General features: G+C 32.7%; 11 protein-coding genes. 3 read left to right on the top strand and 8 right to left on the bottom strand.

Annotated features, from left to right (window positions below):
- The 3 genes from M983_RS01110 to glsA all read right to left on the bottom strand — a co-directional run.
- A partial coding sequence (locus M983_RS01110) for a 3-hydroxyacyl-CoA dehydrogenase NAD-binding domain-containing protein (RefSeq protein ID WP_066745752.1) occupies positions 1 to 757 on the bottom strand: 757 nt, incomplete at its 3' end.
- Positions 758 to 987: 230 nt separating this feature from the next.
- Positions 988 to 2,508 (bottom strand): CoA transferase, encoded by a 1,521-nt coding sequence (locus tag M983_RS01115; RefSeq protein WP_066745755.1) that lies wholly within the window; start codon positions 2,506 to 2,508, stop codon positions 988 to 990.
- Between the two features lie 213 nt (positions 2,509 to 2,721).
- Positions 2,722 to 3,660, bottom strand: a complete 939-nt coding sequence (gene glsA, locus M983_RS01120) for a glutaminase A (RefSeq protein WP_066745757.1) — start codon at positions 3,658 to 3,660, stop codon at positions 2,722 to 2,724.
- A gap of 682 nt (positions 3,661 to 4,342) precedes the next feature.
- On the opposite strand from glsA, the gene M983_RS01125 reads away from it, so the two are divergent.
- Positions 4,343 to 5,266, top strand: a complete 924-nt coding sequence (locus M983_RS01125; RefSeq protein ID WP_066745764.1) for an AEC family transporter — start codon at positions 4,343 to 4,345, stop codon at positions 5,264 to 5,266.
- 130 nt (positions 5,267 to 5,396) lie between these two features.
- Here the strand turns inward: M983_RS01125 and mqo are convergent, their stop codons facing one another.
- Together mqo and M983_RS01135 are read right to left on the bottom strand one after the other, a co-directional pair.
- On the bottom strand, positions 5,397 to 6,890 hold the full coding sequence (gene mqo / locus M983_RS01130) for a malate dehydrogenase (quinone) (protein ID WP_066745766.1): 1,494 nt from the start codon (positions 6,888 to 6,890) through the stop codon (positions 5,397 to 5,399).
- 12 nt (positions 6,891 to 6,902) lie between these two features.
- Positions 6,903 to 7,298, bottom strand: coding sequence for a cupin domain-containing protein (locus M983_RS01135; protein WP_066745768.1), 396 nt, complete (start codon positions 7,296 to 7,298; stop codon positions 6,903 to 6,905).
- Between the two features lie 1,058 nt (positions 7,299 to 8,356).
- Here M983_RS01135 and mdlC point away from each other — a divergent pair.
- Entirely contained in the window at positions 8,357 to 9,988 is a 1,632-nt protein-coding gene (mdlC, locus tag M983_RS01140; RefSeq protein WP_066745771.1) for a benzoylformate decarboxylase, read from the top strand.
- Between the two features lie 79 nt (positions 9,989 to 10,067).
- On the top strand, positions 10,068 to 11,015 hold the full coding sequence (locus M983_RS01145) for an AEC family transporter (protein ID WP_066745774.1): 948 nt from the start codon (positions 10,068 to 10,070) through the stop codon (positions 11,013 to 11,015).
- A gap of 71 nt (positions 11,016 to 11,086) precedes the next feature.
- On the opposite strand, the gene M983_RS01150 is transcribed toward M983_RS01145, so the two are convergent.
- From M983_RS01150 to M983_RS01155, 3 genes are all read right to left on the bottom strand, one after another.
- Positions 11,087 to 13,270, bottom strand: coding sequence for a YadA-like family protein (locus tag M983_RS01150; protein WP_066745777.1), 2,184 nt, complete (start codon positions 13,268 to 13,270; stop codon positions 11,087 to 11,089).
- 206 nt (positions 13,271 to 13,476) lie between these two features.
- Complete coding sequence (locus M983_RS17250) at positions 13,477 to 13,614, bottom strand: ESPR-type extended signal peptide-containing protein (RefSeq protein ID WP_167348666.1); 138 nt, start codon at positions 13,612 to 13,614, stop codon at positions 13,477 to 13,479.
- Between the two features lie 614 nt (positions 13,615 to 14,228).
- On the bottom strand, positions 14,229 to 15,135 hold a 907-nt coding region (locus M983_RS01155; protein ID WP_066745780.1), incomplete at its 5' end, for an acyltransferase family protein.

Raw genomic sequence — 15,135 nt, forward strand, 5'->3', positions numbered from 1 at the left:
CGGCTGAGATTATTTCTTCTTTTTTATCAGGATCTGGTTTTCCTAATGTGATATCTAATCCTGCACCAACCCCATTTAATAAATGTCTAATTCCTTCAGGACCACCGCCTAAATGTTGAGCTTCAAATGGACCAACAGTAGACCAACGTAAACCTAAGGAATTTAAAACTAACCTATCCAAGTCACCGACAGTAATGACACCTTGTTCAACCAAATAACGACATTCGTTTAGAAAAGCAACCTGTAAACGATTACCAACAAATCCGCCGATTTCTTTACGAATTAGTATAGGTTGATACCCTAAGCTTAAATAAATATTCATAGCTTGATTTATTGATGTCGCACTTGTTTTTGGACTAGGAACAACCTCAACTAATGGCATAATATTGGCAGGATTAAAAGGATGCCCAATTAGAATACGATCTGCGGCTGGATTATTTTCTGCTATTTTTGATGCAACGATACTTGAGCTTGAAGATGCAAACACTGTATGCGCAGGAGCCACTTTAGCTAATGTATAAAAAATATCTTGTTTTACCGATAAGCGTTCTGGTCCATTTTCTTGAACATAATCAGCATTAATAACGGACTCTTCTAAATCAGAAATAAATTTCACTTTTCCGTTAAACTCATCATGTAAAGTTTCACTTAAATCTTGATTATCAGTAATAGTGACATTCCATCCACCGCGTAAAAAACTGGTTGCCCAAGCTTTTCCAATAACACCACCACCAATAATTGTTAAATTCCTAGACATTTATATTTCCTCAGCGATTATTAATCATAAAGTAAAGTATGTGTTGCATTAAAAAATACATTTCATTTATATTTTTGAAATTATTTAATTATAAAAAATAATTTTATTCTTAATAAATATTTTGATAAATACACAGCTATAAAAAAATATAGCTGTGATTCATTATTTATAAATTAATTAACTCAGCCTGATAAATAATAGATTTATTAGACTAAATTATTTCAGCGCATCTAATTAGATGAATCCCATTCAGGTTTTGATGCAAATAAAGGTTCAAGTAAATATTTGTATTCACCTGGAGTCCTAGTCATTTCAACTTGTTCTTTTACTCCACGGTAATATCCCATTGGCGTTTCTGCCAATATTGGGTCAGGATCAATATATGCATGTTCTTCATTTGAATTTGCGGTTTCATAAGCATATTGTTGATCAAAAATACCAAGCGATAATAGCCAAGAAACTGTACTTGCTAAAGAAACGCTAACCTTGTAACTGCCCCCTTCCTGAGCACGGCGTTTAAGTGCTTCTAAAACACCTACGGTTGTTAACCAAGCAGCAACGTAATCGCTAATAATACCAATTTGAGGCGTTATATGAGGTTCATCCACTTTTTTATATGTTCCACCAAGACTTTCTAACCAATAAGGTCCTGCATAAGCGCCTGTTGAAACATCAAAACCAACTTTATTACACCAATCCCCTGACTCACCATTAAAATAAATAGTCGCAGTAATTAGGCCAGGATATTTTTTCCCTAAAACTTCAGGTGTAAGATTATAGCGTTCTAAAAAGCCAGCACGCTTGTTAGAAAAAAATACATCAGCTTCTGATAATAATTTATCAAATTTATCTCGCGCTTTAGAATCATTTTTTATATCTAGTTTTGACGATCTCATTCCAACATTTGATGTATAGTGAAATAAACTATGTTCATAATCATCTTTTAACCAGATATTCAATACATCTGCACCATGTAATGCTAATGCTCGCCCAACACCGGCGCCCGCAATAACATGTCCCAATCCTAATGCTTTTATTCCTTCTAATACTGTTCCTTCTTTCTGAAAAGGAACTGGGGCAGAATCTGCGACTTTTTCAATTTTAATAAGTGGCTCATATTTCAATTTATTCTGAAATAAATCTAAGTCTAAAAATTCTTCAGGTGTACGAAGCATATAAATAGGCACACCCACCTTTTCAGCTGCGTCTTCTAGCTCTAGTGCATTCCATTGTGATATAGCTTTGCGAACAGATTCAGCATCTTGCGAACATTTTAATAGTGTTAACGTTACATTTCTTAATCTAGGATAGGGACAAGTTAAAAATACCCATTTTTTGTCTTTGCATTGATAAAATCCAGATTGAACTGCCGAGTTTATTTCAGAGTTCATATCACCGGGATAATCATTTACGGTTTCTAATGTTCCTTCAAAAAAGGTACAAAAGCGTCTTAGTGCTTTACGAACATCTACATGAATATCTTGTGATTCACCTGTTTTTATTTTCCAAATCGAGGCTATTTGAGCAGCCTTTGCTGCAAGAGCAATCGCCGAAAAAGAGCCATAATGTAATACGCTAGGAATAATGGGATCTTTTCCATAAAAAGTGAGTTTTCCATCAAATTCATTTAATGAAGCACCTATTGTGTTGAGTAATCTTTCTGTCTCAAGATGCAGATCAAATTGACTCTCTTTTTTTCTATTTTTTAGATTTTCTCTTATTATTTTTTCTAGATCATACTCTTTAGACATAATTAATTCCTTCTGAAAATTAAATGTTAAGAATACTGATGGTTCCTATCTCCTAATTACAAATAATGTAATCTCTAGAAAAGTTAGCTCATTATTTACTTTAATATTTAACTATTTTAGCTTTCTACTGAAAATAATCGTCAATATAAAATAAGATTCCGTCTACAATGAGTAAATATACTTATCTCACTGTAGACATTAAAAAAATAATAATTAATTACATTTATACAGGTTATAACCTAATTCATTTGCTACTGAAGCAACCATTTTTTGTCCCCTTACACTATTTCCTATCGAGTCTAATGGAGGCGAAAATGCGGCTATCGCTAACACCCCAGGTACAACAGTCAAAATACCACCACCAACACCACTTTTACTCGGAAGCCCTACATTATAAGCCCAGCTACCTGAGCTATCATACATTCCTTCCATAGTCATCTCTGCCAGAATTTTAGGGCAGTTTTCAGGCGTTAATACGTGTTCTTTTGTCATGGGGTTTATACCGCCAGAAGCAATAGTTGCCCCCATTGTCGCTAATTCAATTGTAGTGATAAGCGTAGAGCATTGTCGCGTATAAACGTCATAGGTTTCTGCTGTATCACAATATAAATATCCAGCAGAATAAAGTAACCAAGCAATACCTCGATTATGAAAATTGGTTGTTTGTTCAGACTGGTTAAGTTCTTGTGAAAGAGAAATATTATTTGACGCTGCCAATTTTTGTTGAATTGATAAAATGCGTTGCCAGCGTTCTTCCGTTGAAGTTGCTTTGATAATACTTGTTGTAGACATTGCCCCGGCATTAACAAGTGGTGATAAAGGCTTATCACCATGTAATTCTAGCGCCATTACAGAATTAAAAGGTAGACCTGTTGGACTTGTCCCTATTTTATTTTGAATCTCCTCAGCACCAAAATCTTCTAATGCTAATGCCAGTGTACAGACTTTAGAGATAGATTCTATTGCAAAACGATATTGTGCATCACCAGCAGAAATCACATCACCTTGTGCTGTTACAACAGCCAAGCCAGCAAGTTTGCTATCTATGTTTGCCAAAAAAGGGATGTAATTGGCATTTTCACCTTCTGATTCTTGACTAAAAGCTTGATATGCATTTTCAACCGCAGTTTGAATTTTATTTAAATCAATCATTTATAATATCCATCCTTTAATCAATTTTAATTTTATTAAATATTATGAGTAATAATACTACTTATGATAGAAGAGCATTGTGCTATTTTCTTATTAATCATATTAAAATTAAATATTTAGAATTTAATTCTAGGAATTTTATGATTAATAGTTTAAAAATATCCATATATATTTAAAGAACTATTTATTATTAAGAACATCAATACAGTTCAAAATATAACCAATTAGTTTAAAATTAAAACTACGATTATGCGGTTAAATTCAATTAACATGACCTTTTATTGATTAAAATTGTGTCCGAAACGATAGCGATTAATTATAAAAATATTTATTAATATTTTTTCATCTTATTTTACAAATTATATATAACGTAGGATTAATTAAATTCAATCAAAAAAAAGTACTTTTATAGATTATTTTTGATTCAAGTTAAAAAATTGTTAATTATACTTACTTATTTGATTTTAAATGTGATTTTTTACTCTTTTAATATGTATTTAATATCTATTATTTGAAGATGCTTGAATATAGATGATAATTAAAGTAGTTTTTTATTATTAAATAAAACTGTGTTATTTGCACCCTTATAACCTTATCTGACAATCATTTTCAGTTATCGATATAAACCATATAAGTATATTTATACAAGTCTCATCAGACAGATTAATAGCCAAGAGGTAATATGCTACTACAAACAATACTCGCCGCACTCTGCCCAATTATATTAGGGCTTTTAGTAGGTTGGCTTTCAGGTAAGTATGGCTTTATAAAAAGAGAGCATTCGCAAGCTTTCGCAGATTTTGTTATTAAAATTGCATTACCTTTTGCATTATTTTTAGCAGCTGCGCAAGCTTCGCCATCTGTTCTTCTTAATATTAAATATTTAATAGCGCTAGCCGTTGGTCTAATCGTCTCTTATATTATCGGCTTTCTTTGTGGTGGAATATTCTTTAAGCACGATAAGAAAAACGCTGCAATGCAAGCGCTGTCAGTATCATTTCCTGACATGGCTTATTGTGGGCCACCCGTATTATTAGTTACTGTTGGCTCATCAGGTTTAATTGCAATGGTTTTAGGTAATCTTATTTATACTATTCTTATTTTACCTTTTACTATGTTAATCATTAGCGGAAAACAAGAAGGCAAAGGTATTTTTCAATCATTAGGCAAAGCCGTTTGTCAGCCATTGGTTTTTCTGCCTATATTGGGAATGATTATCTCTATCTCTGGGCTTAAACTTCCTGAGGTGTTAAATAATTCAATCAATGAGATAGGAAAATCTGCAGGTGGTGTAGCGCTATTTTTCTTAGGATTATTGCTTTCAGGTATTAAATTAAAAGTTAATATTGAAGTTATATTTAATGTCATCGTAAAAAATATTATTCAAGGAGCCTTAATTCTGGGGACTGGCTATGCCATTGGATTAGACCCTGAATTATTAAAAGCTGCATTTTTAATTGGTGTATTACCAACTGCGACAGCCGTACCTGCATTAGCCATTACAAATAAAGCTTATACTGATATGGCAGCAGAAACGGTGCTATTAAGTACAATATGTTCACTTTTTTCTATTATTGGTGGTATTGCGATTGTACAAATGATGTGACGTTAAATAATAAAATTTACTGTATAAATTAAAATTCAGTAACTTTATAAATTGCACCCTAAAAGTTAATTATCAAACTAACTTAAAGGGTGCATTTTTATTAGGTTTAATTTGTTATTTAAACCAACAATTATGCATCAAGTTTTAATATTTTAGCCGTTGTTGCGCGAATATCTCGACAAGTTTGAGCATCAATTTTAAGGTCAATACCATAAGTTGGGATAATTGTTTTTAAACGCGCTTCCCAACCTTCATTTTCTAATTGTTTATTAAAACAGGTTTTAAGAATATTTAAAGCGATAAAGGCTGCTGTTGAAGCACCCGGTGAAGCGCCTAGTAATACAGTAAAGGATTTATCTTCACTACTAATAAGTTCAGTACCAAATTCTAGCATGCCATGATGTTTAGGCTCTGGCTTAATAATTTGAACACGTTGGCCTGCAACTGCTTCTGTCCAATCTTCATGCTGTGCTTCAGGATAGAATTTTTTAAGCATATCAAATTGATGTGCTGATGTTTGTAATACTTGTCCAACTAAATATTCTGTTAAATCCCAATTATCCTTAGCGACATCAAGCATAGGAAGAATATTCCCAGGTCTCATTGATTTAAATAAATCAAAATAAGAACCCTGTTTTAAAAACTTACTCGAAAAGCCGGCATAAGGCCCAAAGAGTAATGAACGTTTTCCACCAATAATACGAGTATCAAGATGTGGAACAGACATAGGTGGCGAGCCTTCATCCGCTTTACCATAAACTTTAGCATGATGACGAGAACTTATTTTATCTTCATCACAACGTAACCAAATACCACTAACAGGAAAGCCACCATAGCCTTTTCCTTCAGGAATTTCTGATTTCTGTAATAAATCAATCGCTCTACCACCAGCACCTACAAAAACAAACTTAGCGGATATGATATATTTTTCATGTGTGGTTAAATCTTTTACTTCAATATTCCAACCACCAGTTTCATTTCTTTTTATATCGATAACATCATGTTTGTAATGAAGCTCAAAATTAGATTGTTTTGAGAGTTGATCCACTAATAAATGCGTTAATGCACCATAATCAACATCAGTACCTGTTACAACGCGAGTAACGGCAACAGCTTGATTAGGATCTCGCCCTTCCATAACAAGCGGTATCCATTCCTCAATTTGCTTTTTATCTTCACTGTATTGTATATTTTCATAACAGTGATTGGCTGACATTTGTTTATAACGTTGATGCAGAAACTTGATGTTATCAGCACCCCAAACAAGGCTCATATGAGGACAAGAATGAATAAAGTCTTGGGGATCTGCAATTTTCCCTTTTGTGACTAAATAAGACCATAATTGACGAGATAAATCGAATTCTGTATTCACCTCTAATGCTTTGCTGATATCAACTGTGCCATCAGTATTAGGTGGCGTATAGTTCAGCTCACAGTTGGCTGCATGACCCGTTCCTGCATTATTCCATGAGTTTGAACTTTCTTGTCCACAATCATTAAGTCTTTCGAACATCGCCACTTTTAAATTAGGCTCAAGCTCTTTTAAAAAAGTGCCAAGCGTCGCACTCATGATACCTGCGCCAATTAACGCGACATCAACATGTTCAGTGATAGGTTTGCTCATAAATCATTCCAGTTACTTAGTAGTTTGGGTTGGTTTAAAACACAGACCAGCATCTTCTTGATAAACAACATAAGCACGACGCCAAGGCTCATCACTAATAAGGCGCCATTTATGCCCCGTACCTGTATTATCTTGAGCTAAAAGAATATCTCCTGGCTTAATAATAAATTTAGAACCATTTTTAACTTCAAATTCTAGTGTGCCCGATAAAGTAATAACGTAACGAGGAACGGGATCTTGGTGCCAATCATAAGATCCACCAGAGGTCGTTTCTCTAAAAGAAAGTTCTGTCACAGGAATAGGAAAACTTTCACTATCACCACGTTGACTATCTTTGAATTCAATCACACCTTCTTCAAATAAGGAATTACCATCTTCTCCAGTCCATAAGCGAACGCAACGTATCATATCGTCATGACTCCTTTAGAATTTTTAACATAAAATTTTATATATTTAATAAAACTAACTACGTATTACCACTACAATACCACAGTAGAGAGTTTTAAATATCTAAATCACTATATAAAAAATAGTAACACTATTTATTATAGTTATAAGTTTTGACGTTGTACTGTTAATATTAAGGAAGGAGTGCTAAATCACTTCAACAATGCCCTTTATTTAAAACCTTCATCACTATTCATAACAAACTCTTTATTGATTCCGAAGTCAGGCGTATTATTCATTAAAAAACTTGATTTAATTATGTTCTGGGATCCAATGAATCATGTACTTTTATTATCAAATAATGACATATTATTTTGTAGTGAAGATAAAATGAATAGTAAGGTGTGTAACAAAATAGATAAACACAATAAGTTACAATTTTTTACATTTCCTAGAGCCTTATTCTTTTATTAAAATTGCATAAAGGATAAATACAATATACTTCTAACTAATATTAAACTTTTATGTAGTATAAATAGATTAACCCAACATGTTTTATAATAATTGAATATTTTATTTATTGATTAACAATCAAGCACTCTATCATTTTATTAAAAAACAGATAAAAATACGATAGTTGTCTTTTCATTTATATCAAAAGACCTAATAGTGTTTTTATTCGATAAACTCTCACTCCGCTAGTCCCTTTGTTGACTATTGAAAATCAACATTGATAGTTTTTTATACCGAAAAAAACACATTTGATTTTAAGTCAAGGTGAAAAAAACCAAACAAAATAATATTTAACTACTCTTATTTTGATGCTTATTTGAAATAATAAACTATAATAACTACCAATAATTATTCAAAAAGAGATAGATCTCACCATAATACTTAACAACTGTGTCATCATAATAAAATAAACGGTATTTTTATAATTAATATAAATATTATCTTAGGAAACGAAATATATTCATTTCTATGAGTCTAAAAATACATAAATCATTATTTAATAATGATTTTTATTTCAAGATTTAATTAAAAAAATTTATATCCTAAAAAATAAGGAATTGTATTTTATGAAAGCTAAAACCATTCGTGAAGTCACCTTTGATTTATTACGCAAACTTGAACTTACAACACTTTTTGGCAACCCGGGTTCAACAGAGGAAACCTTTTTAAAAAATTTTCCTAAAGATTTTCGTTATATTCAAACATTACATGAATCTTCCGCGGTTGGCGCTGCTGATGGTTATGCACAAGCAACACGTAAACCCGCAATTGTGAATGTGCATACCTCTGCTGGATTGAGCAATTCAATGAGTAACATTATGACTGCGGCGCAAAATAAAACCCCACTTATCATTACAGCAGGAAACCAAACTCGTGAAATGTTATTAATGGAACCTTGGTTAACCAACGTTTCTCCTGCTGAGTTGCCCAAACCGTGGATCAAGTGGAGTTATGAGCCAGTGAGAGCTGAAGATGTACCTGCTGCTTTTATGCGTGCTTATGCTATGGCATTACAGCCACCAGCAGGGCCTGTTTTTCTCTCAATACCGCTAGATGATTGGGATAAAGAATCATTAGGTGATGCTGTTGTACGTACTGTTTCATCACAAATAGCGCCTGATCCGACTCGTCTTGCTGAATTTGCAAAAATACTTTCTGAAGCTAAAAATCCTGCATTAATCTATGGTGCGGGCATTGCACGTGGTCAAGGCTGGGATATCGGTATTCAATTAGCAGAAAAGCTCAATTGCCACGTATTTAGCGCACCAGCTTCAGAAGTCCCTCCATTCCCTGAAACACATCCTCTTTATGCTGGTGGTTTGCCTTTCGCTATTGAACCATTATCCAAAAAATTAACAGGTTATGACGTTGCAATTGTTATTGGTGCTCCTATATTCCGTTATTATCCTTATGTAGCAGGTGAATACATACCCCAAGGATTACAATTGTTACATATCACTGATGATCCTAATGAAGCAGGTAAAGCTCCTGTAGGTGATAGCTTATTATCAAGCCCTGTTCTTGCCTTAGAAGCGCTACTAAATACAGTAAAAAAATGTGATTCACCGTTAGTCGAAGTACCGACTCAATCTCATGGTATGTCACCACACCCTACAGCCTTGTCGGCTAAACAAAAAGGCGAAAGACTTTCAGCTCTTGCTCTTTTTGAAGGTTTACGCGCATTTATGCCAGAAAATACGGTATTAGTTGAAGAATCTCCATCTAATTTAGCAGAATTACATACGGCATGGGCGATTGATAAGCCAGATTCTTTCTATACGTTTGCAAGTGGTAGTTTAGGTTGGAATTTGCCTGCGAGTATTGGTCTTGCACTAGCAGAAAAAGACAGTGGTAGAAATCGCCCAATATTAGCTATTATTGGTGATGGTTCTTTCCAATATTCACTTCAAGGACTATGGACTGCTGTTCAACACCAATTACCCATTATATTTGTTGTTCCTCGTAATGAAGAATATGCAATATTAAAATCATTTGCTGAATTAGAAAACTCACCCGGTGTTCCTGGCTTAGATTTACCTGGATTAGATATTGCTTCTCTTGCTAAAGGTTATGGCTGTATTGGTGTAAAAGCTGATACGTTAGATGAAATACGTGAAATCTGTAAAGATGCGCTTTCTCGCTCTATTCCAACTGTTATTGAAGTACCTATTATTCCAACTACTCCACCTTTAATGTAATGACATTAATAAAATAACAAGCATAAAGGCGTAATGATTTTTATTATGCCTTATTTATTAAAGAATATGAGGCTATCTGATGTTAGATACGATTATTACTGCATTATTACCGATTGTCGTCACGCTTTTACTTGGCTATTTTGCAGGGCATCGACATGACTTTAATAAAGATCAAGCGACTATATTAAACCGTATGGTGATGTTATACGCACTACCACTACTTTTATTTGCAGGAATATTAAGTACGCCATTAAAAGAGATAATAAACAATATTGATGTTTTTATTTGGATCTTTATTGGTATGGTGGCAGGATTTCTGCTTGTTTTTCTTATCTCTCGATTTATCTTTAGATCAGATTCACGTTTAGCCGCATTACGTGCTATTGCAATTGCTGGCCCTGCTGTACCCTTTGTAGGAACACCCGTATTAGGCGTTTTATTTAAAATTGATGCAGATATCGCCATTGCTGTTGGTAGTTTGCTAATGAACTTAATACAAGTGCCATTAGCATTAGTCTTTTTAGTCGGTACAGACGATGAGAATGGGAAAAATAAAAAAAGCGCATTTACTATTATTGGGAATAGCATAAAAAATGCAGTAATACAGCCAGTTGTTTGGGCACCTATACTTGCCTTTATTTTGTTACTAATTGGCTTAGATATGCCAAAATCGTTAAAAGGCTCATTCTTATTATTGGGTCAAGCGACTGGCGGAGTTGCATTATTTGCCGTCGGTGCCATTTTATATGTCCAAAAAGTAAGCTTTTCACTTCCTGTCATTATTAACGTTATTAGCAAAAACATTTTATTACCACTCATTATTTTAGCAATCATGATAGCTTTTGCTGTTCCACCTATAGAGCGCGGATTAGTTTCTGTTACTTTAGCTATTCCTACTGCATCAATTGCTGTAATTTTTGCTGTCGAATATAAAACAGGAGAGCAAGAAATGGCTTCAACATTATTTTGGAGCACATTATTATCAGTAATTACAATGGGTGGCTTTATCGCTTTTACAGGAAGTTAATACTTCTATTATCTAACACTAAAAAAGGGATATATAAATATCCCTTTTTACTTACCATTTTTTAGTTAATATTAAAATTCAAAATTTACAGATGCATTATACATCGTTGAAGAGCCATTACCTGCTGATGATGCAACACCACCTTTAATGGCAACTTTTTCATTAACACGATAACCAACACCAACTGCAATTGCAGCTTCATCTTGATATCCACCAACACCGGCAGTAATATTCATTTTACCCACACCATAAGGTTGGAATAAACCCGATAATGCAGAGTTAGTAGCAAATCCTTTTTTCACTTTTTTATCTAAATCATCAATTCTATTATCCAGATGATTTAATCCATTAGCTGTGTATTCTCCAAGCTGATTTATTTTATCATCGGTATAATGCTGAGATGATTTTAATGTTTCCGTATTTGTTCTTTTCATTTGAGCATAATTAACGGCATCATTATCCTCTTTTGCTTCTGCTACAGCGGTTACACGCTTTTTAGCCATATTAAATGAAGTCGCGTTATCTGCTTTTTCACTTAATTCAATACTTTTTCCATCATCACTGACTTTGACAATACCCCCATTTCCCACTTCAGAATTCAGACGTTTAATATCATTGCCTTGTTTTTCTAATTGATGAGTATTTTTTTGAATATTATTGGTATTTTCATTTATTGATGCTTCATGTTTTACCAATGCGTCAGTATTCGTTTTTATATCCTGTTTATTCTGTGCAATCTCTTTATCATGATTTGCAAGGTGTGTAGTATTTTCCTTAATATCATTCATATTTTGGGTTATTTCTGCATCATGTTTAGCAAGTTGTTCACTGTTTGCTTGAATATCTTTTGTATTTTGAGCGATGTTATTATCATGCTCGGCTAATTTTTCGGTGTTAGATTGAATATTTTGCGTATTTTTTGCAACATTTTGATCTGTTGTATTTAATTGACTACCATTCACAGCCTCAGTTGAATCTGCCGATACTTTACCATCAGAAACACCTGCTAGTTTTCGGTCACTAAAATCAAATATATGAGCATTGCTTGCTTCATTATTAATAACAATTTTTGTTTTATCACTATTTAGCTGGATTAGGCCTAACGTTCCTGAGTTAATGTTATTGGTAATTGAATCAACATTAGTACTGATCGTATTAATATGGTCGCCTTGTTGTGCAATAGTTTTGTCTTGAGTGTCTAGTTTATCGCTATTGGTTTTAATACGGTCGGCGTTATCATTAATACTGCTTGTATTTTTAGTAACATTTTCGTTGGTTGAAAATAATTGGCTGCCATTAACCGCGTCTGTTGAGTCTTTGGCGAGCGTGGCGTTATTAACACCTGTCAATGTTTTATTATTTAAGACAAATTGCTCTGCGTCTTTTGCTTGATCATTAAATAAGATGGTTTTCTTATCGGGACTCAGTTTAACAACCCCCAATGCACCCGAATCAATGTTTTGGGTAATTGAATCAACATTAGTACTAATGGTATTAATATGGTCGCCTTGTTGTGTAATAGTTTTGTGTTGAGTGTCTAGTTTATCGCTATTGGTTTTAATACGGTCGGCGTTATCATTAATACTGCTTGTATTTTTAGTAACATTTTCGTTGGTTGAAAATAATTGGCTGCCATTAACCGCGTCTGTTGAGTTTGTATCTAATTTCCCTGTCTTAACGTTGACAATAGTACGCTCATTTCCTGAGGAACCAACTGAAACAGTATTTTCAGTATTAGCAACAGAATCAGCCCCTAAAGCAACGGCATTTTTTGCAGATGATGTTGCTTTCATCCCTAATGATAGAGCGTTATCAGCATTTGTTGTTGCTCCATTTCCTAACGCAACAGCACTAACACCTTGTGCCCGTGTCATACCGTCTTGATTTATTACAGTATCATTTCTGCCAACAGTATTACCTATATTTTTTACTGTTGAAGATGAACCAATAGCAATACTTCCATTATCATCAGCATAAGCAGAATAGCCAAGTGCAATAGAACGCTCTCCGCTCGCAGTCGAATTAACCCCCATTGTTGTTGAAGCTATACCTCTTGCAACAGAAAAAGCACCAAATGCAAGTGCACCTACCGCGTTAGAACTGGTAAATGCACCACTCCCTAATGCCAAAGAGATACGCCCATTAGTTTGCGCGTTTATCCCTAATGAAATTGCACCAACACCTTTAGATAATGAATAATCACCAATTGCCATTCCTCCTGCATCTGTTGTTATCGATTTTTTCCCAATAGCCATCGCTTGAGGTGTATCTGCACCAGATTCTATAGTTTGTCTTGATTCCTTATCAATATCCGTCCCTTTTGGATCATCTGCACGTCGATTGCCATTAGTATCATAACTCCAGCCTGTCGTTCCCTGATTTGCGCCATTCAGTAGTGTTGAAGCTAAACTATAGCTAGGTGCAAAGCTTAAGAACAGTAAACTAATCAGGCTTAACTTTCCTATATTCGTTTTTTCTTTAGCGCTTCTTTTTTATTATTTGAACCATATGTTGCTTTTTTATTGCCATTTGATAACTCTGAAACCGCAATAAAAACATGTTTTATTCTATCCCAGATCACTCTATATATTTTATTCATAATACACCCAAGGTAAAATATAAAATAAGCAGAGGGTTATTAAATAAAATTTATTTAATAAATAATAAACCAGCTAAAAAATAGCCAGAAAAATTATAAATCGATATAATAAAAGCATAGAAATACGAACTAATAATTTAGCTGTGCATTGCATTATGTATTTATACTTATATTTAAAAAAGAAAATTAATATCTACATTTAATAACACCTCATATGTGTAAATTAATAATATACTATTAAATCAAATAGGCAAACTTGGAGAGAATATAAAATATTATCAACTAAAAATAGAAGATTTTTATTATTAAATTAATATATAAACTTTCAATATGGAAATTCATTAGACACTTATGCTAAAAAAGAACAACAAACAGAGATATAAAAGTAAAATAATACAAATGGATGGTGTTTTAAATAAATCAATTTCTAGAAAAGCCATATAAACAACTTTTTGTTAAAAATTAACATCTATTGTTAATTTAAATAATTCATTCTATTAATTAAATGTTTATATGAGAAAGCAAGTGAAACACGTGATAATACTTAATAAATATATTGATTTACTCAGATGAATAAGTAACAAAAAATAAATATTATTTAATAAAAGAATATTTTATTTTTTATTAATACTAAAATTTACAACTGGTACTAAAAACCAATGCACGAAAGGTATTTTGGATAATAATAAAGAAATAGTGATTGTGATTAGAGTTAACAATATAACCAAGGTGATATTTAATTGTATATTCAAATATTTTAAAAGGCTCAGAATAATAAAGCAAATAATAGGGTGAATTAAATATATACCTAGTGCATTTTTACCAATACTTTCAAGCTTATTACTAGAGAGTGAAAAATAAAGAATAGCTAACCCTAACAATAATGAAAGAACAAAAGATAAAATATAGTTTAATAATTTATTATTGATAATAGATATTTCTTTAAAAATAGAAAATTCACCATATTGAAAATGTAAAGTGATAACAGTAAAAAGGATAATTATACTGAGAATTAATATATTTCCTTTTCTTAAGCATAAGATTACTTTATCATTTAAAAAATATGCCACAATAAAAAAAGGAAAATAATGAATAATACTCCAAAAGCCACTTTTTAGTGAAAAAAGAGTAAAACATAAAAATGAAATGCATAGCGAAAAAATCAAAAGAATAAATAAATTAAATTGATTTTTTAAGCATAATCTAGGGAGTAATAAAAATATTGCTTGCCATATAGGAACGGCTAAGAAAAACCAAACTCCATTTTGAGGCGTTAAAAAATAGAGAGAAAAACTCAACTTTCCTGAGAAGTAAAACGGGATCATATCTATAGTTTGAAAAGTCACATAAATAATGATTGCTGATAATAAATGAGAACGCCATTCTCGCCATGTTATCGTTTTCGTGGTATACGCTGAAATAAAAACAAACATAGGAATAAGTGTTAAATTAAAAATAGTTTTCAGCAATGAAGTATCGTGCTCGATATTAATATTTATACTTAAATAATAATTAAAAACG

This window comes from Proteus myxofaciens ATCC 19692 (assembly GCF_001654855.1).
Lineage (GTDB): Bacteria > Pseudomonadota > Gammaproteobacteria > Enterobacterales > Enterobacteriaceae > Proteus > Proteus myxofaciens.